Genomic DNA, 23,664 nt, shown 5'->3' with positions numbered 1-23,664 from the left:
CGAAAGGTTAGATGCGCAAGTATCGCCAACATTGTCGGCGTGATATAAGTTTGCGCCGACACAAAAAGAAAGAGCCGCCCAGATAATAAAACAGGTGGGACGGCAGTACTCTTCTAAAACCAAAGGAGCAAATCACGATGCGCGTGATGAAGTGGAGCATGATCGCACTGGCAGTTGCAGCAGCAGCCAGTACCCAATTGGCTACGGCCGCCCCTTTCGTAAGTGACCAGGCTGAAGCCAAAGGTTTTGTTGAAGACAGCTCGCTGAACTTGCTGGTTCGCAACTACTACTTCAACCGTGATAACAAAGACGGTGGCCGTGACCAGAAAGACTGGACCCAGGGCATCTGGGCTAACTACAGCTCCGGTTACACCCAAGGCCTGATCGGTGTCGGCGTTGATGCGTACGGCTACCTGGCAATCAAGCTGGACGGTGGTGACGGCACTAGCGGTAGCGGCAACATGAGCCGTAGCGACACCGTTAACGCCAACGGTTCTCGCGATGTCAACGACAGCCAGGGTAAAGCCGGTGGCGCCGTTAAATTCCGCGTTTCCAAAACCGAGCTGAAAGTCGGCGACATGCAGCCAAGCACTTCCCCAGTGTTCGCTGTGGGCGGCTCCCGTATCCTGCCGCAAACTGCTAGCGGTATCCAACTGCAGAGCAGCGAGATCAAAGACCTTGACCTCGAGGCCGGTCACTTCTACTCGGGTAGCAGCCAGGACAAAAACGCCCGTGACGGCGACCTGTTTGCAAACTACGCCGGCGTTTCCGCCAACAAGATCGACTACTTCGGCGGCAAGTACGGTTTCACCGACAACCTGAGCGCATCGCTGTACGGCGCCAAGCTGGAAGACATCTGGAACCAGTACTACGCCAACCTGAACTACACCATCCCGTTCACCGACACCGAGTCGCTGAACCTGGACGGTAACATCTACAACACCAAAGACACTGGCGATGCCAAAGTCGGCGATATCAGCAACACCACGTTCTCCCTGGCGGCTGCTTTCTCGTTCCTGAAAGCACACACCATTACCCTGGGCTTCCAGAAGGTCAACGGTGACACTCCGTTCGACTACATCGGTATTGGCAAGAACAACCGCGGCGGCGACTCGATCTTCCTCGCCAACTCCATCCAGTACTCTGACTTCAACGCTCCGAACGAGAAGTCTGCCCAGGTTCGTTACGACCTGAAAATGGCCGAGTACGGCGTTCCAGGTCTGAGCTTCATGACCCGTTACGTTAAAGGTTGGGACATCGACGGTACCAACACTCCAGCCAACAGCGCTTACGCTGGTCTGTACGGTGCAGATGGCAAGCACAACGAAACCAACTTCGAAGCCAAGTACGTTGTTCAGACTGGCCCGGCAAAAGACCTGTCCTTCCGTATTCGTCAGGCATGGCACTTCGCTAACGCCGACCAAGGCGAAGGCGACGTGAAAGAGTTCCGTTTCATCGTCGACTACCCGCTGTCGGTTTTGTAATCGCATCCAGTTAGTTTGCGGTAACAAAACAAAAGGCCCATCTTCGGATGGGCCTTTTTGTTGGCCGTCGCTTGACTGCTTTAACGACCTGCCCCTTACAGAACATGCCTGACCAAAGAGTCAGACATTGTTCTAATGACCTGTCACTGCACCGCAGATTCCTGAACCACACGAATAACCCGCTGTGGAAATGGAATATCGATGCCGGCCTCTCTCAGGCGATCACGGGATAGTTCGTTGAACATGAACAACACATCCCAGTAATCGGCAGTCTTTACCCAGACACGAAGCGAAAGCGTGATAGAACTGTCACCCAGGGTCGAAACAACTGCCTGTGGTTCCGGATCTGTCAATACTCGCGGGTCCCTGGCCAATTCCAGTAAAACTTCACGAGCTTTCTGAAGGTCCGCTTCGTAATCAACGCCTACATCAAACACGACTTTACGAGTCGGCTGACGGTTTGTGTTAGTGATGATGCCATTCGACAGATTGCCATTCGGCACGATGATGGTCTTGTTGTCACCAGTACGCAGTACGGTATGGAAAATCTGGATGCTGTCGACAGTACCGGCGATACCCTGAGCCTCGATCCAGTCACCGATGCGAAACGGACGGAACAGCAAAATCAGCACGCCACCGGCGAAGTTCGCCAGACTGCCCTGCAAGGCCAGGCCAATGGCCAGGCCTGCCGCACCAATCGCCGCCACAAACGAAGTGGTTTCCACACCGATCATCGAGGCCACGCTGACGATCAGCAGGATCTTGAGAATGATGTTCGCCAGGCTGCTAATGAAACCTTGCAGTGCCAGGTCGGCATTACGCAATGCAATCAGGCCGCCGAGCTTTTTTGTGACTTTGTTGATCAGCCACCAGCCGATGGCCAGAGTGATGACCGCCAGCAGTACACGACTGCCGTATTCCATGATCATCGGGATCCAGGTTTGGGATACCTTGACCAGATTGTCTACCTCAGCATTTAAGTCCATCTGCTTACTCCATTTTCCGGCTATCCGGCATGCGTAAAAAAAAGCGGCAGAAAGATTGAATCGTGACGAGCTCAATCGTTTCTGCCGTTGCCTGGGCCTCCGACGTCGAAAATGCCAAGAGGTTCCCGCTTTTCAGGTCAGTCGCGGAAGTTGTTGAACTGCAGCGGCATACCGAATTCCTTGGCCCGCAGCACTGCAATGGCTTCCTGCAGGTCATCACGTTTTTTGCCGGTAATACGTACCTGCTCACCCTGAATGGCAGCCTGAACCTTGAGCTTGGCGTCTTTGACGTGAGCGACGATTTTCTTCGCCAGCTCCTTGTCGATACCTTCCTTGAGGACGGCTTCCTGCTTCATCAGCTTGCCCGAAGCGAACGCGTCCTTGACTTCAAGGCACTGCACGTCGATTTTGCGCTTGACCAGCGCCAGCTTGAGGATCTCAATCATTGCTTCGAGCTGGAAATCCGCCTCGGCGGTCAGGTTGACGGTCAGGTCTTTTTCCTTGAACTCGAAGCTGCCTTTGCCTTTCAGGTCATAACGACGATCGAGTTCCTTGACGGCGTTCTCGACCGCGTTGGTGACTTCGTGTTTGTCCAGTTCGGATACCACGTCGAACGACGGCATGTAATCTCTCCAAATTTAAAGGCGTACTGATGGAGCACGCCTGGCTTGCGGTTAAAATCCGCGCTGATTATAACGGGTCTTTCCCATCATTCACTGTGAGCTGCCGATGCACGCCTTAAACAGAGCAAAAAGCTGATGCCCACCACCTGGCATATTCTGGGTGTCGGCAGCCTCGGCACTTTATGGGCGACACGTCTGGCACGGGCTGGAGTGCCGGTCAGGCTGATCCTGCGGGACACTGCGAGACTGCAGGCCTATGAGACGGCCGGTGGATTGACATTGGTAGAGCACGGCGAGGCGCAACACTATGCCGTGCCCGCCGAAACGGCCGACAGCAACCAACCGATCCACCGCCTGCTGGTGGCGTGCAAAGCCTACGATACCGAAAGTGCGGTAGCTCGATTGGCGCCACGCCTGGCCCCAGGCGCCGAACTGATCCTGCTGCAAAATGGTCTGGGCAGTCAGGACGCGGTAGCCGCACAGGTTCCTCAGGCACGATGCATTTATGCCTCGAGCACAGAAGGTGCCTTCCGCGATGGCGATTGGCGCGTGGTGTTTGCCGGGCATGGTTTCACCTGGCTGGGGGATGCGAACCATCCAGTGGCGCCGATCTGGCTTGATGACCTGAGCGCTGCCGGCATTCCCCACGAGTGGAGCACGGAGATTCTGACCAGGCTGTGGCGCAAACTCGCCCTCAACTGTGCGATCAATCCGCTGACGGTACTGCACGATTGCCGCAACGGCGGTTTGCAGCAACATCAATGTGAGGTCGCTACCCTGTGCGGCGAACTGGCGGAATTGCTTGAGCGCTGTGGTCAGCCGGCAGCCGCCGAAAACCTGCAGCAGGAAGTCGAACGAGTGATTCACGCCACCGCAGCCAACTACTCCTCGATGCATCAGGACGTCACGAGCCAGCGCCGCACGGAAATCAGCTACCTGCTGGGTTACGCCTGCAAAGTGGCCGGGCGTCATCAACTGAACCTGCCTCACCTCAATCAACTTGAGGCAAGGTTGATCGCTCGCCTGCAAAGCCTTGGATTGCCCAGCGACTGAGCAGCGGCTACGCTGGCCACTTGTTCCTTGTCTGCGATGAATCCGATGCCATTGCGCCAGCGCCTTGAAAACCTGCCCGTCGGCCAGAAACTGCTGGCCGCCCTGCTGGTACTGATGGTCACCGTCCTGCTGGTTGCCAACCTGACCTTCATCAGTGCCGCCTACTACATCTCCCAGGAAAGCATGGCGCCCCAGGCTCTGCAGACCATCGGCCGCCTGATATCCAACCCGAGCCTGGCCTCCGAAGCCCTGGCGTCACCGCAAAGCGCCGAGCGTCTGCTCAATGAACTCAACAGCTATTCGCCGTTGCGCGCGGCGGCCCTGTATGACGGAAAGGGTGAGCGATTGGCTCAATTGCAGCATGGCGACAACCTGGAGCTGCCGAAGCGTTTCCGGCATATAGAAGACTGGCAGGCCACCGAGTTTCGTACCAACCAGGTCATCCCCCTGCCCCGCACCGGTGCGGCACCAGGGCACCTACTGTTGGTGGCCACGAGCGAACTGCCAGTGGCGTTCTACACCGGGACCCTGACGGCCAGCCTGGGAATTCTGATCTTCAGCGTGCTGCTGTGGCTGATCATTGCCCGCCAGATCAAGCGCTTGATTACCCGGCCGATCCACCAACTCGAGGAATTGTCCCGGCAGGTAACCCGTGAAGAAAACTATGCGCTGCGTGCTTCGCGCGGAAACCACGATGAAATAGGCAGCCTCGCCGAAGCGTTCAATACGATGCTTTCGCGGATCGAGGCCAGGGAGCAGCAACTCAAGCGGGCCAGGGACGACTCCCAGGCGGCCTACGACCAGGCCCAGGGTCTGGCAGAGGAAACCCGCCATACCAACCGCAAACTGGAGCTCGAAGTCCAGGTGCGCAGCAAGATCGAGAAAAAGCTCACCGGTTTCCAGAACTACCTCAATAGCATCATCGACTCCATGCCGTCGGCGCTGATCGCACTCGACGAACAGCTCTACGTGACGCAATGGAACCAGGAGGCCAGTGCCTTGTCCGGCACGCGTCTCGATGAAGCCCTGAACCAGCCTATCTTCCTCGCCTTCGAACCGCTCAAGCCTTTCTTGCCGCAACTCAAGGAAACGGTCGAGCAGCATACGGTGGCCAAGATCGAACGTGTCACCTGGCTCAAGGACGATGAGCCCCGCCACTACGCCCTGACTTTCTACCCGCTGATGGGCGGTGCGGGGCGTGGCGTGGTAATCCGGATCGACGACATCACCCAGCGCCTGTCCCTGGAAGAGATGATGGTGCAGTCGGAGAAAATGCTTTCGGTGGGGGGGCTGGCCGCCGGCATGGCCCACGAGATCAACAACCCGCTGGGCGCGATCCTGCACAACGTGCAAAACATTCGTCGGCGCCTGTCACCCGATTTGCCGAAGAACCTCGAAGTGGCTGAACAGGCCGGCATCGAACTGGCGACGGTCAACCAGTACCTGCAAATTCGCGAGGTGCCACAGTTGCTCGACGGCATCCAGCAGGCAGGTGCCCGAGCGGCGAAAATCGTCACCCACATGCTCAGCTTCAGTCGTCGCAGCACCCGCCAGATGGCCCCCTGCGACCTGCCCGCCCTGATCGACCAGGCGGTGGAGATCGCCGGTAACGATTTCGACCTGGCGATCGGCTTCGACTTCAAGGGCCAGGCCATCATTCGTCAGTTCGATCCCGCGCTGGGACCGGTCCCCGGTACCGCCAACGAACTGGAGCAAGTGCTGCTCAACCTGTTGAAAAACGCCGCGCAAGCCATCCACCAGCGCGAAGACGACAGCGAACCTGGACGGATCATTCTGCGCACCAGGCTCAATCCGCCATGGGCGGAAATTCAGGTCGAGGACAACGGCATCGGCATGAGCGAAAGCGTGCGTAAACGGACCTTCGAACCATTCTTCACCACCAAGGAAATCGGCCAGGGCACCGGGCTTGGCCTGTCGGTGTCGTACTTCATCATTACCAATAACCACAAAGGGCAGATGGAAGTGCAATCGACGCTTGGCCAAGGCACCTGCTTCACTTTGCGCCTGCCCCTTGCGAGCACGCCACCTGTCTCGCAACAACTCAATCTGCTATCGAGGTAACCATGGGCTTTCGTTTGTCGAAGATTTACACCCGCACTGGCGACAAAGGCGAGACCGGGCTGGGCGATGGTCGTCGCGTACCCAAGGATCACCCGCGGATCGAGGCCATTGGCGAAGTCGATACGCTGAACAGCCAGGTGGGCGTGTTGCTGGCCGGGCTGGCAGCGCAAACAGGTCAGTTTCCAGACTTGAACGAAGTGATCGAGGTATTGGCCCCCTGCCAGCATCGGTTATTTGATCTGGGTGGCGAACTGGCGATGCCGGTGTATCAGGCGTTGAATGCATCAGAAATCGAACGACTGGAAGCGGCGATCGATCTGTGGAATGAAGAGCTGGGGCCGCTGAAAAACTTCATCTTGCCCGGCGGCTCGACGCTGATTGCCCAGGCCCATGTCTGTCGCAGCCTGGCGCGCAGCGCAGAACGGCGGTGTCAGCAGCTCAACGCGATTGAACCGCTGACCGGGGTTGGCCTGGCGTACATCAATCGGTTATCGGATTTGTTGTTTGTGGTGGCGCGGCTGATTGCCAAGCGTCAGGGAGTAGCGGAGATACTTTGGCAGCCTGCGGCGAAACCCGAGGTTTAATCGGCGCCTGTCAGGACTTCATCGCGAGCTTGCTCGCGATGAAGTCATTTGCATCACTGGGAATCAGGCCAAAACGCCCGAATCCCCGCCACCCCCTGCGCCCCCGCAGCCCAGGCTTTCCCGACCTCCGATGGACCTACACCACCGAGCAGGAACACCGGTTTGCTGAAGCCCTCGATCAGGCTCGATGCCTGCTCCCAACCCAACGGCTCGGCGCCAGGGTGAGTCAGGGTCGGTTGAACCGGCGACAGGGTCACGAAATCCACCCCCATCTGTTCGGCCAGCGCTAGCTCTTCAGCGTTATGGCAAGACGCCGCCAGCCAGCGCGATGCCGGTAGCGGTCGGCCAGCCGCTGCGTATTTGCGCAGTTGCGCCGCGGTAATGTGCCAACCGGCGGACGGGAAGTCGCCCAGCCATTCGAATGGCCCCTTGATCATCAATTGCGCCTTGCCGGCACACAGCCCCACAGCATCCACTGCCAGGTCGCGGTATTTCGGGTCGTAGCCGTTCGGTGCACGCAACTGGATCAGCTTGACGCCGCCGGCAATGGCCTTCTGAATACCACGCAGCAACGCGGGGGTTTCCAAGTCTTCCGGGGTGATCAAGTACTGCTCGGGTAACCGTGCGGCCGCGACGATCGGCCGGTTGGCTTCAGGGAACTCATAGTCCGACAGGTCGCGGGGTGTCACCCAGGCCAGCGGCTGTCCCTCGGCACCGTGGGGCTCGCCGCTAAACGCCGAGACTTCCCAGACATCCAGCAACACCTGCTTGTCTGGATAATCGTGCCGGACCTTGATCAGCGGGCGTGCCGCGCCGACCACGATGCCCAGTTCCTCATGGAGTTCGCGGGCCAGTGCGGTTTCGACCGACTCGTCGGCCTCGACCTTGCCCCCGGGAAACTCCCACAGGCCACCCTGGTGCTGGGTATCGGCACGGCGGGCGATAAGGATCTTGCCGTAGTTATCACGGATAACGGCGGCGGCTACATGAACTCGTTTCACCGCTCTATTTCCTCCAGTCCGGCCTTCTGCCAGGCCTTGAACGCTGGCCATTGGTAGAGGGTTTGAACATAGGCTTCATCAGCCGCGGAGAGTTTCACCCGATAGGTGCGCAGGCGCACGGCGATGGGTGCAAAGAACACATCCGCCAGACTGATACGACCAAACAGGTACGGTCCGGTTTCTGTCGCGACAGCACGGCACTCCGCCCACAGCGCCGACATGCGTTCGATATCGGCCTGAACGTCAGCCGGAACCGGTGACAAAGGGACGTCATGGCTCAGGTCGAACGGCATGTTGCCACGCATGGCGAAAAAGCCACTGTGCATCTGCGCGCACGCCGAACGCGCCTGGGCACGTGCGGCGGTGTCTTTGGGCCACAGGTTCGCATCGGGAAACTGTTCTGCCAGGTATTCCGCAATCGCCAGGGAGTCGGCGATGGTACCGTGTTCGGTTTTCAACAGCGGGACCTTGCCGGTCGGCGAATGCTTGAGCAGACGCTCACGGGTGTCCGGCTGATTCAGCTTGATCAGTTCTTCAGTGTAGGAGGCGCCGGTCAGATCCAGAGCCAGGGCCCCGCGCAGGGACCAGGAAGAAAGCAGTTTGTCGCCGATGATCAGGTGCAGGCTCATGTTCGGGACCTTTTGATGAGGTGGACAGGCCAAAATCTTTAGCGTCCTGTCGTCCGTCATCGCGGGCAAGCCCGCTCCCACAGTGACCGCGCTGAACACAACACCTGTGTACGCCACTGAGCCTGTGGGAGCGGGCTTGCCCGCGATCGGATCGACTCGGTCTTACGTACGGTACTCGGCGTTGATCTTCACGTACTCGTGGGACAGATCGGTAGTCCAGATGGTTTCACTGCAATCGCCACGACCCAACTCGATACGGATGGTGATTTCTTCCTGCTGCATCACCGCCGCGCCCTGAGCTTCGGTGTAGGTCGCCGCGCGCGCACCACGGCTGGCGATGCACACGTCGCCGAGGAATACGTCGATCTTGCTCACGTCCAGATTCGGTACACCGGCACGGCCGACGGCGGCCAGGATGCGGCCCCAGTTCGGGTCGGAAGCGAAGAGCGCGGTCTTGATCAGCGGCGAGTGAGCCACGGTGTAACCGACGTCCAGGCATTCCTGGTGGTTGCCGCCACCATTGACTTCAACAGTGACGAATTTGGTCGCGCCTTCACCGTCGCGAACGATGGCCTGGGCTACGTCCATGCACACTTCGAACACCGCTTGCTTGAGCTTGGCAAACAGTTCGCCTTCGGCGCGGGTGATTTCCGGCAGCGCAGCCTGACCGGTGGCGATCAGCATGCAGCAGTCGTTGGTCGAGGTATCACCGTCGATGGTGATGCGGTTGAACGACTTGTTGGCGCCATCCAGCATCAGGTTTTGCAGCACATCGCGGGAGACTTTGGCGTCGGTGGCGATGTAGCCGAGCATGGTCGCCATGTTCGGGCGAATCATGCCGGCGCCTTTGCTGATGCCGGTAACGGTGATGGTCACACCGTCGTGCTGGAACTGACGACTGGCGCCCTTTGGCAGGGTGTCGGTGGTCATGATGCCGGTGGCGGCAGCTTCCCAGTTGTGGATCGACAGGTCATCGAGGGCCGCTTGCAGCGCGCCTTCGATTTTCTCGACCGGCAGCGGCTCGCCGATCACACCGGTGGAATACGGCAGCACCTGGCTGGCATCGACACCGGTCAACTCGGCCAGTTTCGCGCAAGTGCGCTCGGCGGCGGCCAGGCCAGGTTCGCCCGTGCCGGCGTTGGCATTGCCGGTGTTGGTCAACAGATAACGCACAGGGCCTTGTACGCGTTGCTTGGCCAGGATTACCGGTGCGGCGCAAAAGGCGTTCAGGGTGAACACGCCGGCAACCGTGGAGCCCTCAACACAGCGCATGACCACAACATCCTTGCGCCCCGGGCGCTTGATGCCAGCCGAGGCGATACCGAGTTCAAAACCGGCAACCGGGTGCAACGTTGGCAAAGGACCAAGACCAACAGCCATGAATGCGCTCCTTTATAAATGATGTCAGCACCGTTTCAGCAGAACGGTGGTTCGAATGGTAAAACGCCGCGACGGCAGAAGCCGGTCGCGGCGCGGGTATTTCAGCGATTGAAACGGGTTTTACTGAATCTGCCCGTGGCAATGCTTGAACTTCTTGCCCGAACCGCAGTAGCACAACTCGTTGCGACCCAGCTTCTGCTCGTTACGAACCGGCGCGGCAGCGAGGGCAACATCGACCTCTTCGCCCAACACTTCAGGCTGTTCAAGGCCTGGAGCCTCTTCATGCAGGAACTGCATGCGAGCGGCCAATGCCTCGGCTTCCTGACGCAGGCGCTGCTCCTCTTCGATCGGGTCTTCGCGACGAACCTGAACGTGGGACAGCACACGGATCGAATCGCGCTTGATCGAATCCAGCAATTCGGAAAACAGGGTGAAGGACTCGCGCTTGTATTCCTGCTTCGGGTTCTTCTGGGCATAGCCACGCAAGTGGATACCGTGGCGCAGGTGATCCATGGTCGACAGGTGGTCTTTCCACAGGTCGTCCAGTACGCGCAGAACGATTTGCTTCTCGAAGGTGCGCAACGCTTCGGCGCCCGCCTGGTCTTCTTTCTCGTTGTACGCCGCGATCAGTTCCTGCATCAGTTTCTCGCGCAGGGTTTCTTCGTACAGGTGGTCGTCTTCGTCGAGCCACTGCTGGATCGGCAGCGCCACACCGAAATCGCTCTGCAACGCGGCTTCCAGACCGGCCACGTCCCACTGCTCAGGCAGCGATTGTGGAGGAATGTGCGCGCTGACGGTGGCGTCGAGCACGTCCTGACGGAAGTCAGCGATGGTCTCACCGATGTTGTCGGCGGCCAGCAACGTGTTACGCATGTGATAGATCACTTTACGCTGTTCGTTGTTGACGTCGTCGAACTCGAGCAGTTGCTTGCGAATGTCGAAGTTGCGGCCTTCAACCTTGCGCTGGGCCTTTTCGATAGCGTTGGTCACCATGCGGTGCTCGATCGCTTCGCCAGGCTGCATGCCCAGGGCCTTCATGAAGTTCTTCACCCGGTCAGAGGCGAAGATGCGCATCAGGCTGTCTTCCAGCGACAGGTAGAAACGGCTGGAACCTGCGTCGCCCTGACGACCGGCACGACCACGCAGTTGGTTGTCGATACGGCGCGATTCATGGCGCTCGGAGGCAATCACCTGCAAACCGCCCGATTCGAGCACTTGCTGGTGACGTTTCTGCCAGTCCGCCTTGATCTGGGCAATCTGCTCAGGGGTCGGGTTTTCCAGGGAAGCCACTTCCACTTCCCAGTTACCACCCAACAGGATGTCGGTACCACGACCGGCCATGTTGGTGGCGATGGTCAGCGCGCCCGGGCGACCGGCCTGGGCAATGATCTCGGCTTCCTTTTCGTGGAACTTGGCGTTCAGGACCTTGTGTTCGATGCCTTCCTTCACGAGCAGGCTGGACATGTGCTCGGAGGTTTCGATAGTGGCGGTACCGACCAGGACCGGACGGCCCGCGGCCATGCTTTCCTTGATGTCGGCCACGATTGCCGCGTATTTCTCGTCGGCGGTCAGGAACACCAGGTCGTTGTAGTCCTTACGGGCCAGCGGCTTGTTCGGTGGAATCACCATGACCTGCAGGCCATAGATCTGGTGGAACTCGAACGCTTCGGTGTCGGCCGTACCGGTCATGCCGGACAGTTTGTTGTAAAGACGGAAGTAGTTCTGGAAAGTGGTCGACGCCAGCGTCTGGCTTTCGGCCTGGATGTTCAGGTTTTCCTTGGCTTCGATGGCCTGGTGCAGGCCTTCGGACAAGCGGCGGCCCGGCATGGTACGGCCGGTGTGCTCGTCCACCAGTACGACCTGACCGTCCTGCACGATGTATTCGACGTTGCGATGGAACAGTTTGTGCGCGCGCAGGCCGGCGTAAACGTGAGTCAGCAGGCTCAGGTTGTGGGCCGAGTACAGGCTCTCGCCTTCAGCCAGCAGGCCGATGCGGGTCAGCGTTTCTTCGACGTACTGGTGACCGGCTTCATTGAGTTCGACCTGACGGCTCTTCTCGTCGATGGTGAAGTGACCGGCCTGGGTCACTTCGCCTTCGACTTCTTCAACGTGCAGCTTGAGCTGCGGGATCAGCTTGTTGACCTCGATGTACAGCTTGGAGCTGTCTTCGGCCTGACCGGAGATGATCAGCGGCGTACGGGCTTCGTCGATGAGAATCGAGTCGACTTCGTCGATCACGGCAAAATTGAGTTCACGCTGGAATTTTTCTTCCATGCTGAACGCCATGTTGTCGCGCAGGTAATCGAAACCGAATTCGTTGTTGGTGCCGTAGGTGATGTCGGCGGCGTAGGCAGCGCGTTTCTCTTCCGGTGGCTGGAACGGCGTGACAACGCCGACCGTCAGGCCGAGGAATTCATACAGCGGACGCATCCAGTTGGCGTCACGGCGGGCCAGGTAGTCGTTCACCGTCACAACGTGCACGCCGTTGCCGGACAGCGCGTTGAGGTAAACGCCCAGTGTTGCCACCAGGGTCTTGCCTTCACCGGTACGCATTTCCGCGATCATGCCTTCATGCAAGGTCATGCCGCCGATCAGCTGGACATCGAAGTGGCGCATGCCCATGACACGCTTCCCGGCTTCGCGGGCGACCGCAAAGGCTTCTGGCAGCAGTTTGTCGAGGGATTCCCCTTTGGCGATGCGGGCCTTGAACTCGCTTGTCTTGGCACGCAATTGATCGTCCGAAAGGGCCACCATTTGCTCTTCGAAGGCATTGACGAGTTGCACCGTCTTGAGCATGCGTTTGACTTCACGCTCGTTCTTGCTTCCAAAAAGTTTCTTTAACAAAGGCGCAAACATATCGGCAGGATCTTCCACACTAAAGGGATGGAGGGCGGCCCCGTGAGTCGCCCGTGCAGCCCTCATGGCCGCATGCGAACGAGCATTCTACCCGGAAACGAAGGAGAGGAAAGTGGCGATATTCCACGATGCTGGCACAGCGCTTTGACGGGGCTCACTTAAAATAAGGGCGTTTTGCTCAACTTCAAGCCGTTCAAGGCAGAAGTTAGTTGTTGATTTAATGGGTAAAGCGCCCACAAAAGCAATGGGCGGGCGCACTCGGTGCTTTCTGCTACCATGGCGCCTCTGTTACTTCAGGTGTCCGATCATGGCATTTCGCCCACTTACGGCCAAAGTACCTGCCGTTCTACTACGCGAAGCCAAGCCGCTGAAGGCCATTCTCGGCCACGCTCAACGCCTGGGTCATCTGCAACGTTTGCTCGAAAGCCAATTGCAACCCGCCGCTCGCAAGCATTGCCACGTGGCTTCCTGGCGCGAAGGCAGTTTGTTGCTGATTGTCACCGACGGTCATTGGGCAACCCGCCTGCGCTACCAGCAAAAGCGCCTGCAACGGCAATTGCAGATGTTCGATGAGTTCGCCAATCTGACCCGGATCCTGTTCAAAGTTCAACCGCCGACCGTTCAGCAAGGTGCGGCCGGGCATACCATGGATTTGTCCAACGACGCGGCAGCGACCATCCAGGCCACGGCCGATGGGATCAGCGACCCGAATTTACGGGCAGCGCTGGAGCGACTGGCGGCGCACGCCAAAACCAGGACCTGACATCGGACTAATGTGGGAGCAAGCCCGCTCCCACATTTACTGTGCCCACTCAGGATGGATTCAACGGCGTTTACTGCCGCCCAATAATGACCCCATCAACCCGCGCACCAGCTGTCGCCCAAGCTGGTTGGCCGCCTGACGCATTGCTGATTTCAACGCCTGGCCGGCCGCCGTGCCGAGAAATTCCCCGGCCTGCTCGGTGAAACTCGGTTCTTCGGCTGTTGGTTTGCCCGGTACCGCTTCAGGAACCGGCGCCAACCCCTTGCGTCCCATCAGCACCTCATAGGCCGAGTCACGGTCAATCGGCTTGTCATAACGCCCCTGCAACGGCGAACCGGCAATCAACGCTGTGCGTTCCGCACCGGTCAAAGGCCCGATCCGCGATTGCGGCGGTGCCACCAGCACCCGCCGGACCATTTCCGGCGTGCCTTTTTCCTGCAGGGTGCCGACCAGCGCCTCCCCGATCCCGAGCTCGGTCAGCACCGACAACGCATCAAACGCCGGGTTCGGCCGGAAACCCTCGGCCACCGCGCGCAGGGACTTCTGTTCCTTGGCGGTGAACGCACGCAGACCGTGCTGGATGCGCAAGCCCAACTGCGCCAGCACATCATCCGGCAGGTCACCCGGCGACTGGGTGACGAAATACACGCCCACGCCTTTCGAACGAATCAGCCTCACGACTTGCTCCAGACGGTCACGCAAGGCCTGGGGCGTACCGTTGAACAACAAGTGAGCCTCGTCGAAGAACAGCGCCAGCAACGGCTTGTCGGCATCGCCACGCTCCGGCAACTGCTCGAACAGCTCTGCCAGCAGCCACAACAGGAACGTCGCGTAGACTTTCGGCGCGTCATGCACCAGGCGGCTGGCATCCAGCAAATGAATGCGACCGCGCCCGTCCGCCGTGGGCTGGAGGATGTCTTCGAGTTGCAGAGCCGGCTCACCGAACAAGGCTTCGGCGCCCTGTTGCTCCAGGGTCGCCAGACGTCGCAGCAATGCCTGGCTGGAGCCGGTGGTCATCAATGCCGCATCGTCGCCCAGCAACTGGGGGTTGTCCCGCAGGTGATTGAGCAATGCCTTCAGGTCCTTGAGATCGAGCAACAACAGGCCTTCGCGGTCCGCCACCTTGAACGCGGCGTACAGCGCCGACTGCTGACTGTCAGTCAGCTCCAGCAGACTGCCCAGCAGCAGCGGTCCCATTTCACTCAAGGTTGTGCGTAAAGGATGACCGGACTGACCGTGTATGTCCCACAACGTCACCGGATAAGCCTGAGGCTTGTGGTTGAGCCAGGGCATCCCGGCAATCCGCTCGGCGATCTTGCCTTGGGGATTGCCGGCGGCGCCGAGGCCGCACAGGTCACCCTTGATGTCCGCGGCGAATACCGCCACGCCGGCATCGCTGAAGGCTTCGGCCATTCGTTGCAAAGTGACGGTCTTGCCGGTGCCGGTCGCGCCCGCGATCAATCCGTGGCGGTTCGCCAGGCGCATGGCCTGGGCAATCGGCGGCCCTTCTGGATCGGCGCCGATAACGAGTTGCAATGAGTCAGGCATTTGGTCACCCATGATTAATCTTTGGTCCTACACGGCCGATAGAGATAACGACAAAGCAGTCAGACACGATCTGGTCGGAAATTTCCCTAAGGAGAGTCGGAAAATTCACTTGCTTTCAACCTTGCCCGTCGTGCGTCCCTTTATAAAAGCACGCGCTGGACATTAAGACCTTAGCGGAACCCCAAGCCATGAACAAAAATCTGCGTTTCAGCCATAAAATCCTGCTTGCTGCCGCCCTCATTGTGATTGCCGCCTTCGCCTCCTTTACGCTGTACAACGACTACTTGCAGCGCAATGCCATCCGCCAAGACCTGGAAAATTACCTGCAGGAAATGGGCGCAGTGACCGCCAACAATATCCAGACCTGGTTGAACGGGCGCAGCCTGCTGATTGAAAACCTGTCACAAACTGTTGCGCTCAACCCCGATGCCGACAACGTTTCCAGCCTGCTTGTACAAAAAGCCGTGACCTCGACCTTCATGGGCGCCTACCTCGGCAACAAGGATGGCTCTTTCATCATTCGCCCAGACAGCAAGATGCCCGATGGCTACGACCCGCGTGCACGTCCCTGGTACAAGAGCGCGCAAAGCAGCAGCGGTTCGGCATTGACCGAGCCTTATATTGATCTGGCCTCCGGCCAACTGGTGATTTCCATTGTCGACAGCGTTATCAAGGACGGCCAGAACATCGGCGTGGTCGGTGGCGACCTGAGTTTGCAGGTGATCGCCGACAGCCTTGGCACGCTGGATTTCGACGGCATGGGTTATGCGTTCCTGGTCAGCTCCGACGGCAAGATCCTGGTGCATCCCGACAAAGCGCTGGCGATGAAGACGCTCAAGGACGTCTACCCGCAAGACACGCCGGCCATCAGCAGCGCGATGAGCGAAATCCAGGTCGACGGCAAAACCCGCATCGTGACCTTCACCCCGATCAAAGGCTTGTCATCGGTCAACTGGTACATCGGTCTGTCGATCGATAAGGAAAAAGCCTACTCGATGCTCAGCGAATTCCGCACCTCGGCTGCGGTTGCGACCATCATTGCCGTGGCCATCATCATCGCCCTGCTCGGCATGCTGATTCGCATCCTGACCCAGCCGTTGCACGTCATGACCCGCGCCATGGCCGACATCGCCGACGGCGAAGGCGACCTGACCAAGCGCCTGACCATCCAGAACAATGACGAATTCGGTACTCTGGGCACCGCGTTCAACCGTTTCGTCGAGCGCATTCACGGCTCGATCCGCGAAGTGTCTTCGGCCACCGGCCAAGTCAACGAGGTGGCGCTGCGGGTAGTCGCCGCTTCCAACTCGTCGATGTTCAACTCCGACCAGCAAGCCTCGCGCACCAGCAGCGTCGCGGCCGCGATCAACCAGCTCGGCGCCGCCGCCCAGGAAATTGCCCGTAATGCCGCTCAGGCCTCGAGCCAGGCCAGCGATGCCCGCAGCCTGGCCGAAGACGGCCAGCAAGTGGTGGACCGCAGTATCGTGGCGATGAATCAACTGTCGAGCATGCTCAGTGCATCGAGCTCCAACATCGAATCGCTGAACAGTAAAACGGTGAACATCGGACAGATTCTCGAAGTGATCACCAGCATTTCCCAGCAAACCAACTTGCTGGCGCTCAACGCCGCCATTGAAGCCGCCCGCGCCGGTGAAGCCGGTCGTGGATTTGCCGTGGTGGCGGACGAAGTGCGCAACCTGGCACATCGCACGCAGGAATCGGCGCAACAGGTGCAAACCATGATCGAGGAGCTGCAGGTCGGCGCCCGGGAATCGGTCAGCACCATGAGCGACAGTCAGCGCCACAGCCAGGACAGCGTGGAAATCGCCAACCTTGCGGGTGAGCGCCTGAACAGCGTGACGCTGCGTATCGGTGAAATCGACGGCATGAACCAGTCGGTGGCCACCGCGACCGAAGAACAGACCGCCGTGGTGGAGTCGATCAACGTCGACATCACCGAAATCAATACGCTGAACCAGGAAGGTGTCGAAAACCTGCAATCGACATTGCGCGCGTGCTCGGACCTTGAGCAGCAGGCGGCGCGGTTGAAGCAGCTGGTAGGCAGCTTCAGGATCTAAGGCAACCTCACCGGCCTCATCGCGAGCAAGCTCGCTCCCACAGTAGATCTATAGTGCGACAAAGATTCCTGTGGGAGCGAGCTTGCTCGCGATAGCTGCCTGTCAAACGATACATCCCCCGCTGACATCCCTCCCGCACAACCCCAACCGAACATCTATTCTTCATAAAGGTCAACCAAGGGAGTACCGGGACCGGAGGACCGTTCATCGTGCATATCGCGGACATCACCATGTTCTACGCCCCTGCCAGCGGAGGCGTGCGCACTTATCTGGATGCAAAGCACCGCCGCCTGAGTATCAAGCCGGGCATTCGCCACAGCTTGCTGATCCCAGGATCGTCCTTTGGAAAGCAGGATGGCATCTTCACAGTTCCCGCCCCTGCCCTGCCCTTCGGCAGGGGCTATCGCTTTCCTCTGCGTCTGGCGCCCTGGCGCAATGTCCTGCAAGACTTGCAACCCGACCTGATCGAAGTCGGCGACCCTTACCTCACCGCCTGGGCGGCGCTGGATGCTCGGCGCCAACTCGATGTGCCGATCATCGGTTTTTATCACTCGGACCTGCCCATGCTGGTCAGCAACCGCATGGGCAACTGGGTGACCAATAACGTCGAGGCCTATGTCAGCAAGCTCTACGGCAACTTCGACCGGGTCCTGGCGCCCAGTCGGGTCATGGCCGACAAACTCACCGGGCTTGGGGTCAGGAATGTCTTCGTACAGCCGCTCGGCGTTGACCTGCAAACCTTCAATCCCGATGCCAGAGACCCCGGGCTGCGGGCCGAACTGGGTCTGGACGAAAACACCCACCTCTTGATCTTTGCCGGGCGCGGTTCAAAGGAAAAAAACCTGCCGGTGCTGCTCGACTGCATGAAACACCTGGGCCAACGTTATCATCTGCTGCTGGTTGGGTCGTCGATGCCCACGGCCGTGCCCTCCAACGTGACGGTGATCGACGAGTTCTGCCCAGCGGCGCAGGTGGCCCGCCTGATGGCCAGCGCCGATGCCTTGCTCCACGCCGGCGATCAGGAAACCTTCGGCCTGGTGATACTCGAAGCCATGGCCAGCGGTATTCCGGTGGTAGCCGTGGCGGCCGGGGCTTTCGAAGAAATCGTCACCGAGGACTGCGGCCTGCTCTGTGCGCCGAACAATCCCGCCGCGATGGCCACCGCTGTTCGCGAACTGTTCGGCTCGGGCAGCGTAGCGCTGGGCCAACAGGCGCGATTACATGTCGAACGACATTATGCCTGGGACACGGTAGTCACCAGTTTGCTTCGCCACTACCTCGCCGTGCTCGGCAGCCAATGGCCGCTGACAGCTAATGGTTGAGCCCATGAACAGTCCCGCTTTACTGCTGGTACTGCACGACGTGGCGCCGCCCACCTGGGCCGATTACCAGCCGTTCGTCAAAGCCGTCGACGCTCTGGGTGGCGTGCCGATCACCTGGCTGGTGGTGCCGGATTTGCATAAACAAAACAACCTGGACACCCATCCGCAATTTTGCCGCCGGCTCAGTGCCAGGGTCGCCCGGGGTGACGAACTGGCACTGCATGGCTATTTCCATTACGACGACAGACCGATAACCATCAATCCCCGCGACTGGTTCGTGCGCCGGATCTACACCCACGAAGGCGAGTTTTACCGTTTGTCGCAGGAAGAAGCCCTCGCCCGCCTGCGTTCGGGCATCGAGATGTTCCACCGCCATGACTGGCCACTGGAGGGGTTCGTCGCCCCGGCCTGGCTGATGAGCCAAGGCACTCGCCAGGCATTGCGCCAATTGCCGTTGAGTTACACCAGCGACTCGCAGCATTTATACCGGCTACCGGATTTCACCGCGCTCGAGGCGCCGGGGCTGGTCTGGAGTGCGCGCAGTGCTTGGCGCCGGGGTGTGTCGAAGCTCGTCAGCGACCGGCGTAAACAGCGCTGGCAGCACGCTCCGGTGATTCGCCTGGGCCTGCACCCAGTAGACATGCGCCATGAGTTCTCGCACCGATACTGGCTAAAAACCCTTGAGCGCCTGCTCGACAACGGACGGGTGCCAATGACCAAGGCCCATTGGCTGGCGATGCAAAACGACCGACTGGGCCGTGCCGCATGAGTCGCGCACTGCTGTTGCTCGGCGGTCTGCTCGCGGCAGTGCTGATTCCATTACTGTTGGGCGGTAGCGAAATCTGGTCTCGGCTGACCGCCTTTCCGCTGCCGTGGTTGCTGATCATGTTCGGCATGATCCTGTTGTGCTGGGGGGTAAACACCCTGCGTTTACGCCTATTGCTGGGGGATCAATGCCACAAGGTCGGCCGGCTCAGGAGCCTCGGCGTCGTGATGGCCGCCGAATTCGCCTACTGCGCCACGCCCGGCGGCAGTGGCGGGCCTCTGACCATCATGGCTTTGCTGGCGCGTCACGGCGTGCGTCCGGCCAGGGGCAGTGCGGTGTTTGCCATGGATCAACTGAGCGACTTGCTGTTTTTTCTCTGTGCCCTGAGCGGGATTCTGATTTACGCCCTGTTCCAGCACCTCAGCCAGCGCATGGAATGGATGCTGATGGTCAGCGCCGCTTCGCTGTTCGGCGGCCTGATCAGTTGCGTCATGGTGGCCCGCTATCACCGATTATTGATTCGCCTGAGTGGTCGTTGGCTCGCGCGACTCAATATCAAAGCAGCCACTCGAATGCGCTGGGCGCGCAAACTCCTGCAGTTTCTGGCGGCGTTTACCGACACGTTGAAGTTGCCCGTGCAGACCTTGATCAAGGTATTCGCACTGACCTGTGTGCATTGGGGGCTGCGCTACAGCGTGCTGTACCTGGCGTTGCGCGGGCTCGGCGCGGATTTGCAGTGGGCCTGGAGTTTTCTGATCCAGATGCTGGCACTGAGCGCCGGGCAATTCAGCCTGCTGCCGGGCGGAGCCGGGGCGGCTGAGCTGACGTCTGCCGCGTTGCTGGCGCCCATGGTCGGGAAGTCAACGGCAGCCGCGGCGATTCTGATTTGGCGGGCGGTAACCTATTACTTCTATTTACTGGTCGGTGGGCCTGTGTTTCTGCTGATGCTGGGTCGGCCGCTGCTGAAGAAGTTGATGAAACTCAGGCAGGCTTAGGTTTGTCCTCGGGCTCTTGCTGCAACTGTTCCCACAACTGCGCGGCGTCGGGAAACTCCGTACCGGTTTCAGGCCCCATGTCATCCGGGTCGTAGCGGCTCAGGCACCCCTCGCCCAGCGTGGCGGGAGCCTTGGAAGTGGCTTTGTCCAGTGGATCGGCCATGGTCATGTCCTCGGTGCAAAAACGGCGAAGGGCCTGAAGCGATTGAACGCCCAGGCCCTTCGAATTTCAACGGTGACGTACGTCTGTCAGAAGACGACGGTCTTGTTACCGTGCACTAGCACGCGGTCTTCCAGGTGATAACGCAAGCCACGGGCCAGCACCATTTTTTCGACATCGCGGCCGAAACGCACCATGTCTTCGATGCTGTCGCTGTGGCTGACGCGCACCACGTCCTGCTCGATGATCGGGCCGGCATCCAGCTCTTCGGTCACATAGTGACAAGTCGCGCCGATCAGCTTCACGCCACGCAGGGAGGCCTGGTGGTACGGCTTGGCACCGACGAATGACGGCAGGAAGCTGTGGTGGATGTTGATGACCTTGTGCGCGTATTCGCTGCACAACTCAGGCGGCAGGATCTGCATGTAGCGGGCAAGTACCACCACTTCGGCATCGTGTTGCTTGACCAGGCGCGAAACCTCGGTGAAGGCTGGCTGCTTGTCCTGTGGATTGACCGGGACGTGGTAGTACGGAATACCGTGCCACTCCACCATGCTGCGCAAGTCATCATGGTTGGAAATGACGCAGGAAATTTCGCAGTCCAGTTCATCGCTGTGCCAGCGGTGCAGCAAGTCGGCCAGGCAGTGCGACTCGCGGCTGGCCATCAGGACCACGCGCTTCTTTTGCTCGGTATCGGTGATGCGCCAGTCCATCGAGAACTCTTCGGCGATCGGGGCAAAGGCTTCACGAAACGCTTCGATACCAAATGGCAGGGAGTCGGCACGGATTTCGTGACGCATGAAGAACCAGCCACTGAGATTGTCCGAGTGATGGCTCGCTTCAGTGATCCAGCCGTTGTGTGATGCCAGAAAGTTACTGACTTTGGCAACGATGCCAACACGGTCCGGGCAAGAAATCACCAGACGAAAAGTGCGCATGAGGGGGAAACTCCAGAACTTCGCAAAGGCCGCCATTCTAGCGATTGCGCAACAAAACTGCAGTATTGTTGACGTTTCGCCCTGCCAGAAGGTCAGGGCGGCAGGGCGGACACCAGCAGTGCCTGCTTGCACAGATGCTCTTGCTGTGCCGGCCAATTGTTAATTTGTGTATATCTGACAGAGCGGGACCACACTAATAATCGCACTACCAATGCGCGCCAAAACCCCGGCAATTAAATTAAATAAACTTGCCTTAAATGTTTACTTGATGAAACACCGTGACTATTATTGCCGCACTGTCACCTGCCATCCAGCGCACAACATAAGGTAGTCCACATGTCCTTGATCAACGAATATCGCGCCACCGAAGAAGCTATCAAAGAGCTGCAAGCCCGTTTGAAGAACCTGTCCCAAGACGACAAACTGCAAACCGAGCTGGAATTCGAAGGCAAACTGCGCACCCTGATGGGTGAATACTCCAAGTCCCTTCGTGACATCATCGCGCTGCTGGATCCAGAATCCAAAACCAAGGCACCACGCGGCGGTGCAGTGAAAACTACCGGCACCAAGCGTGCTCGCAAAGTTAAACAATACAAAAACCCGCACAACGGTGAAGTCATCGAAACCAAAGGTGGCAACCACAAGACTCTGAAAGAGTGGAAAGCCAAGTGGGGCGGAGACGTGGTAGAAGGCTGGGCTACCCTGCTGGGCTAAGCCTCAGAGCTTGTCGCAGATGGATCCGTGACAAAAAATAACGCCAGCAAATGCTGGCGTTATTTTATGCTAGGCGTTTAAGCCCTGGCATGTTCGATTTCAAAGACTCAAACGCCGGCGCAGTCCCTGGACATAATCCTGCCAATCACTGAGTACCCCCTGCTGAAACGCAGTAGCACTAATGCTCAATTGGGCCGCGGCTTCTACAAAACTTTCAAGGGTATTTGGCGCCCCCCACTCAGGGTCTGACAAACGTTTCTGACAGAATATTCGCCAGCGCTCTTGCTCTTCGGAATTCAACGTGTCGGGAAAGTTGCGTGCGCGATATCGAAACAGCAATTCAGGCAAACGTTCGTCATCGAAAGGCCACTGCTCTTGTGCCAATTGCATCGGGTCAACGGTCCTGACTTGTTCACACAATCGCCGATCCCGATCACCGATAAATCCATCGTATAACTGTTGCTCCGGATCCTGGCTCTGGGCAAAGTCTTCGCGGGCATAAATCGCCAGGACTTTATCCAGCCAAACTTTACGGGCTTCATTGAGCTGCGACACCCTCTGCTGATACAGCGCCATATCCAGCCCCAGACGCTGCTGATCTTCCTGACGAAGTACCGACAACGGTGCCACCACCGGGCACTTGTTGATGTGAATCAGCTTCAACGGTACCGGTAACTCGTCTTCGGCCAGTTCGTCGCGGCGGGTATACAAGCGCTGGCGCAAACTTTCGGCATCCAGGTCGAGCAGGCCCTGGGGATCGAGGTGCAAGTCACAGACAATCAGGGCGTTCTTGTTGCGCGGGTGCCAGGCCAACGGCAACACCACACCCACATAGTTGCGTGCGGCCGAAAAACGTCCGGAAACATGCACCAGCGGTTGCAGCAGGCGTATCTGGTCCATGACTTTTTGCTTGCTGCGCAGCTGAAACAGCCAGTCGTACAGCTTTGGCTGTTTTTCCCGTATCAGGCGCGCCAGGGCGATCGTCGCGCGAACGTCCGATAGTGCTTCGTGGGCATTGCCATGATCGATGCCATTGGCAGCCGTCAGGCGTTCGAGCTTGAGCGTGACCCGCCCCTCGTCATCGGTCGGCCAGACCAGGCCATCGGGACGCAAGGCATAGGCGGCACGCACCACATCGATCAGGTCCCAACGGCTATTGCCGCCCTGCCACTCCCGCGCATAGGGGTCGAAAAAGTTTCGGTACAGGCTGTAGCGGGTCATCTCGTCATCGAAACGCAAGGTGTTATACCCCGCACCACAGGTACCGGGCGCCGCGAGTTGGGCATGCACCCGGGTCATGAAGTCGGCTTCGCTCAAGCCGTGCTCTTGCAGTTGCCCGGGGGTGATTCCCGTGATCGCGCAGGCGGCGGGATGCGGCAGGATGTCGTCACTGGGCTGGCAGTAAAGATTGACCGGCTCGTCGATTTCATTGAGATCAAAGTCGGTGCGCAGGCCGGCCATTTGCAATGGACGGTCACTACGGGGATTGATGCCAGTGGTTTCGTAGTCGTACCAGAAAATGGAGGTCACGGGCGATTCCTGAACTGAAGATCGGCAAAGTCTAGGCGTTCACCGCCCGCCCCGGCCAGTAGTCTTGTCATTCAAGCACCTTGCGCGACTCACCATGCAATACATAGTTATGTCGTTTCCCCCCGCATAGGCTGCTAGCATCGAATGGATACACAATCCCGAATAAGGCCAC

Annotated in this window: 20 protein-coding genes and 1 pseudogene; 11 read left to right on the top strand and 10 right to left on the bottom strand. The window is 59.0% G+C overall.

What is annotated here, in order from left to right; translation table 11 throughout:
* Window positions 1–137 precede the first annotated feature (137 nt).
* Window positions 138–1,484 carry an OprD family porin gene (locus tag AC3WTM_RS04235; RefSeq protein WP_102670363.1) on the top strand — a complete coding sequence of 449 codons (1,347 nt, stop codon included), beginning with the start codon at window positions 138–140 and terminating at the stop codon, window positions 1,482–1,484.
* Window positions 1,485–1,627: 143 nt separating this feature from the next.
* Here the strand turns inward: AC3WTM_RS04235 and AC3WTM_RS04230 are convergent, their stop codons facing one another.
* Both AC3WTM_RS04230 and AC3WTM_RS04225 read right to left on the bottom strand, forming a co-directional pair.
* Entirely contained in the window at window positions 1,628–2,470 is an 843-nt protein-coding gene (locus AC3WTM_RS04230; RefSeq protein WP_102670364.1) for a mechanosensitive ion channel family protein, read from the bottom strand.
* 137 nt (window positions 2,471–2,607) lie between these two features.
* Window positions 2,608–3,093 (bottom strand): YajQ family cyclic di-GMP-binding protein, encoded by a 486-nt coding sequence (locus tag AC3WTM_RS04225; RefSeq protein WP_007977344.1) that lies wholly within the window; start codon window positions 3,091–3,093, stop codon window positions 2,608–2,610.
* Between the two features lie 135 nt (window positions 3,094–3,228).
* Here AC3WTM_RS04225 and AC3WTM_RS04220 point away from each other — a divergent pair, with 135 nt between their 5' ends.
* From AC3WTM_RS04220 to AC3WTM_RS04210, 3 genes are read left to right on the top strand one after another with little or no spacing between them, the layout of a single operon-like run.
* Window positions 3,229–4,146 carry a putative 2-dehydropantoate 2-reductase gene (locus AC3WTM_RS04220; protein WP_102670365.1) on the top strand — a complete coding sequence of 306 codons (918 nt, stop codon included), beginning with the start codon at window positions 3,229–3,231 and terminating at the stop codon, window positions 4,144–4,146.
* Between the two features lie 45 nt (window positions 4,147–4,191).
* Window positions 4,192–6,228, top strand: a complete 2,037-nt coding sequence (locus AC3WTM_RS04215; RefSeq protein WP_102670366.1) for a sensor histidine kinase — start codon at window positions 4,192–4,194, stop codon at window positions 6,226–6,228.
* A gap of 2 nt (window positions 6,229–6,230) precedes the next feature.
* Window positions 6,231–6,812: a cob(I)yrinic acid a,c-diamide adenosyltransferase gene (locus AC3WTM_RS04210; protein WP_102670367.1), complete on the top strand. Its 582-nt coding sequence runs from the start codon at window positions 6,231–6,233 to the stop codon at window positions 6,810–6,812.
* 53 nt (window positions 6,813–6,865) lie between these two features.
* Here AC3WTM_RS04210 and AC3WTM_RS04205 read toward each other — a convergent pair whose 3' ends face one another.
* The 4 genes from AC3WTM_RS04205 to secA form a co-directional block, all read right to left on the bottom strand.
* The gene (locus AC3WTM_RS04205; protein ID WP_492587593.1) at window positions 6,866–7,813 is read right to left on the bottom strand and encodes a Nudix family hydrolase; all 948 of its coding nucleotides are present in this window, start codon (window positions 7,811–7,813) and stop codon (window positions 6,866–6,868) included.
* Window positions 7,810–8,442, bottom strand: coding sequence for a glutathione S-transferase family protein (locus tag AC3WTM_RS04200; protein ID WP_102671167.1), 633 nt, complete (start codon window positions 8,440–8,442; stop codon window positions 7,810–7,812). Before AC3WTM_RS04200 ends, AC3WTM_RS04205 begins: the two co-directional genes overlap by 4 nt.
* Before the next feature lie 162 nt (window positions 8,443–8,604).
* A complete protein-coding gene (gene argJ / locus AC3WTM_RS04195; RefSeq protein WP_056726069.1) occupies window positions 8,605–9,822 on the bottom strand; it encodes a bifunctional glutamate N-acetyltransferase/amino-acid acetyltransferase ArgJ in 1,218 nt (405 codons plus the stop codon).
* Window positions 9,823–9,942: 120 nt separating this feature from the next.
* Window positions 9,943–12,678, bottom strand: coding sequence for a preprotein translocase subunit SecA (gene secA / locus AC3WTM_RS04190; protein ID WP_102671168.1), 2,736 nt, complete (start codon window positions 12,676–12,678; stop codon window positions 9,943–9,945).
* Between the two features lie 307 nt (window positions 12,679–12,985).
* Here secA and AC3WTM_RS04185 point away from each other — a divergent pair, with 307 nt between their 5' ends.
* Window positions 12,986–13,441 carry a DUF721 domain-containing protein gene (locus tag AC3WTM_RS04185; protein ID WP_102671169.1) on the top strand — a complete coding sequence of 152 codons (456 nt, stop codon included), beginning with the start codon at window positions 12,986–12,988 and terminating at the stop codon, window positions 13,439–13,441.
* Between the two features lie 60 nt (window positions 13,442–13,501).
* On the opposite strand, the gene AC3WTM_RS04180 is transcribed toward AC3WTM_RS04185, so the two are convergent.
* Window positions 13,502–14,989, bottom strand: coding sequence for a helicase HerA-like domain-containing protein (locus AC3WTM_RS04180; RefSeq protein WP_102671236.1), 1,488 nt, complete (start codon window positions 14,987–14,989; stop codon window positions 13,502–13,504).
* A 188-nt stretch (window positions 14,990–15,177) separates the two neighbouring features.
* Here AC3WTM_RS04180 and AC3WTM_RS04175 point away from each other — a divergent pair.
* From AC3WTM_RS04175 to gpgF, 5 genes and pseudogenes are all read left to right on the top strand, one after another.
* Window positions 15,178–16,209 (top strand): annotated as a pseudogene (locus AC3WTM_RS04175) (HAMP domain-containing protein); the annotation flags it as partial.
* A gap of 93 nt (window positions 16,210–16,302) precedes the next feature.
* Complete coding sequence (locus AC3WTM_RS04170; protein WP_412072454.1) at window positions 16,303–17,067, top strand: methyl-accepting chemotaxis protein; 765 nt, start codon at window positions 16,303–16,305, stop codon at window positions 17,065–17,067.
* 209 nt (window positions 17,068–17,276) lie between these two features.
* Entirely contained in the window at window positions 17,277–18,389 is a 1,113-nt protein-coding gene (gene gpgS, locus AC3WTM_RS04165; RefSeq protein ID WP_102671171.1) for an N-acetylglucosaminyl phosphatidylglycerol synthase, read from the top strand.
* On the top strand, window positions 18,382–19,158 hold the full coding sequence (gpgD, locus tag AC3WTM_RS04160; protein ID WP_102671172.1) for an N-acetylglucosaminyl phosphatidylglycerol deacetylase: 777 nt from the start codon (window positions 18,382–18,384) through the stop codon (window positions 19,156–19,158). Before gpgS ends, gpgD begins: the two co-directional genes overlap by 8 nt.
* Window positions 19,155–20,150: a glucosaminyl phosphatidylglycerol flippase gene (gpgF, locus tag AC3WTM_RS04155; protein WP_102671173.1), complete on the top strand. Its 996-nt coding sequence runs from the start codon at window positions 19,155–19,157 to the stop codon at window positions 20,148–20,150. Before gpgD ends, gpgF begins: the two co-directional genes overlap by 4 nt.
* On the opposite strand, the gene AC3WTM_RS04150 is transcribed toward gpgF, so the two are convergent.
* Together AC3WTM_RS04150 and purU are read right to left on the bottom strand one after the other, a co-directional pair.
* A complete protein-coding gene (locus AC3WTM_RS04150; protein ID WP_173677941.1) occupies window positions 20,137–20,313 on the bottom strand; it encodes a hypothetical protein in 177 nt (58 codons plus the stop codon). The genes gpgF and AC3WTM_RS04150 overlap by 14 nt on opposite strands.
* A gap of 86 nt (window positions 20,314–20,399) precedes the next feature.
* Window positions 20,400–21,248 carry a formyltetrahydrofolate deformylase gene (purU, locus tag AC3WTM_RS04145; RefSeq protein WP_102671174.1) on the bottom strand — a complete coding sequence of 283 codons (849 nt, stop codon included), beginning with the start codon at window positions 21,246–21,248 and terminating at the stop codon, window positions 20,400–20,402.
* A 336-nt stretch (window positions 21,249–21,584) separates the two neighbouring features.
* Here purU and mvaT point away from each other — a divergent pair, with 336 nt between their 5' ends.
* Window positions 21,585–21,962, top strand: a complete 378-nt coding sequence (gene mvaT, locus AC3WTM_RS04140; protein ID WP_007933316.1) for a histone-like nucleoid-structuring protein MvaT — start codon at window positions 21,585–21,587, stop codon at window positions 21,960–21,962.
* 99 nt (window positions 21,963–22,061) lie between these two features.
* On the opposite strand, the gene sbcB is transcribed toward mvaT, so the two are convergent.
* Window positions 22,062–23,492, bottom strand: coding sequence for an exodeoxyribonuclease I (gene sbcB / locus AC3WTM_RS04135; RefSeq protein ID WP_102671175.1), 1,431 nt, complete (start codon window positions 23,490–23,492; stop codon window positions 22,062–22,064).
* Between the last annotated feature and the right edge of the window lie 172 nt (window positions 23,493–23,664).

This window comes from Pseudomonas sp. EU05-FHT14B02 (genome assembly GCF_058791055.1).
This window is presented reverse-complemented; position numbering and strand designations above follow the sequence as displayed.

Coding starts and splice junctions, on each gene's coding strand:
- AC3WTM_RS04150 (WP_173677941.1), bottom strand. CDS start 20,313: ATGGCCGATCCACTGGACAAAGCCACTTCCAAGGCTCCCGCCACGCTG.
- AC3WTM_RS04170 (WP_412072454.1), top strand. CDS start 16,303: ATGTTCAACTCCGACCAGCAAGCCTCGCGCACCAGCAGCGTCGCGGCC.
- mvaT (WP_007933316.1), top strand. CDS start 21,585: ATGTCCTTGATCAACGAATATCGCGCCACCGAAGAAGCTATCAAAGAG.
- AC3WTM_RS04185 (WP_102671169.1), top strand. CDS start 12,986: ATGGCATTTCGCCCACTTACGGCCAAAGTACCTGCCGTTCTACTACGC.
- secA (WP_102671168.1), bottom strand. CDS start 12,678: ATGTTTGCGCCTTTGTTAAAGAAACTTTTTGGAAGCAAGAACGAGCGT.
- AC3WTM_RS04225 (WP_007977344.1), bottom strand. CDS start 3,093: ATGCCGTCGTTCGACGTGGTATCCGAACTGGACAAACACGAAGTCACC.
- gpgF (WP_102671173.1), top strand. CDS start 19,155: ATGAGTCGCGCACTGCTGTTGCTCGGCGGTCTGCTCGCGGCAGTGCTG.
- gpgD (WP_102671172.1), top strand. CDS start 18,382: ATGGTTGAGCCCATGAACAGTCCCGCTTTACTGCTGGTACTGCACGAC.
- AC3WTM_RS04215 (WP_102670366.1), top strand. CDS start 4,192: ATGCCATTGCGCCAGCGCCTTGAAAACCTGCCCGTCGGCCAGAAACTG.
- argJ (WP_056726069.1), bottom strand. CDS start 9,822: ATGGCTGTTGGTCTTGGTCCTTTGCCAACGTTGCACCCGGTTGCCGGT.
- AC3WTM_RS04200 (WP_102671167.1), bottom strand. CDS start 8,442: ATGAGCCTGCACCTGATCATCGGCGACAAACTGCTTTCTTCCTGGTCC.
- AC3WTM_RS04235 (WP_102670363.1), top strand. CDS start 138: ATGCGCGTGATGAAGTGGAGCATGATCGCACTGGCAGTTGCAGCAGCA.
- AC3WTM_RS04220 (WP_102670365.1), top strand. CDS start 3,229: ATGCCCACCACCTGGCATATTCTGGGTGTCGGCAGCCTCGGCACTTTA.
- AC3WTM_RS04230 (WP_102670364.1), bottom strand. CDS start 2,470: ATGGACTTAAATGCTGAGGTAGACAATCTGGTCAAGGTATCCCAAACC.
- AC3WTM_RS04210 (WP_102670367.1), top strand. CDS start 6,231: ATGGGCTTTCGTTTGTCGAAGATTTACACCCGCACTGGCGACAAAGGC.
- purU (WP_102671174.1), bottom strand. CDS start 21,248: ATGCGCACTTTTCGTCTGGTGATTTCTTGCCCGGACCGTGTTGGCATC.
- AC3WTM_RS04180 (WP_102671236.1), bottom strand. CDS start 14,989: ATGCCTGACTCATTGCAACTCGTTATCGGCGCCGATCCAGAAGGGCCG.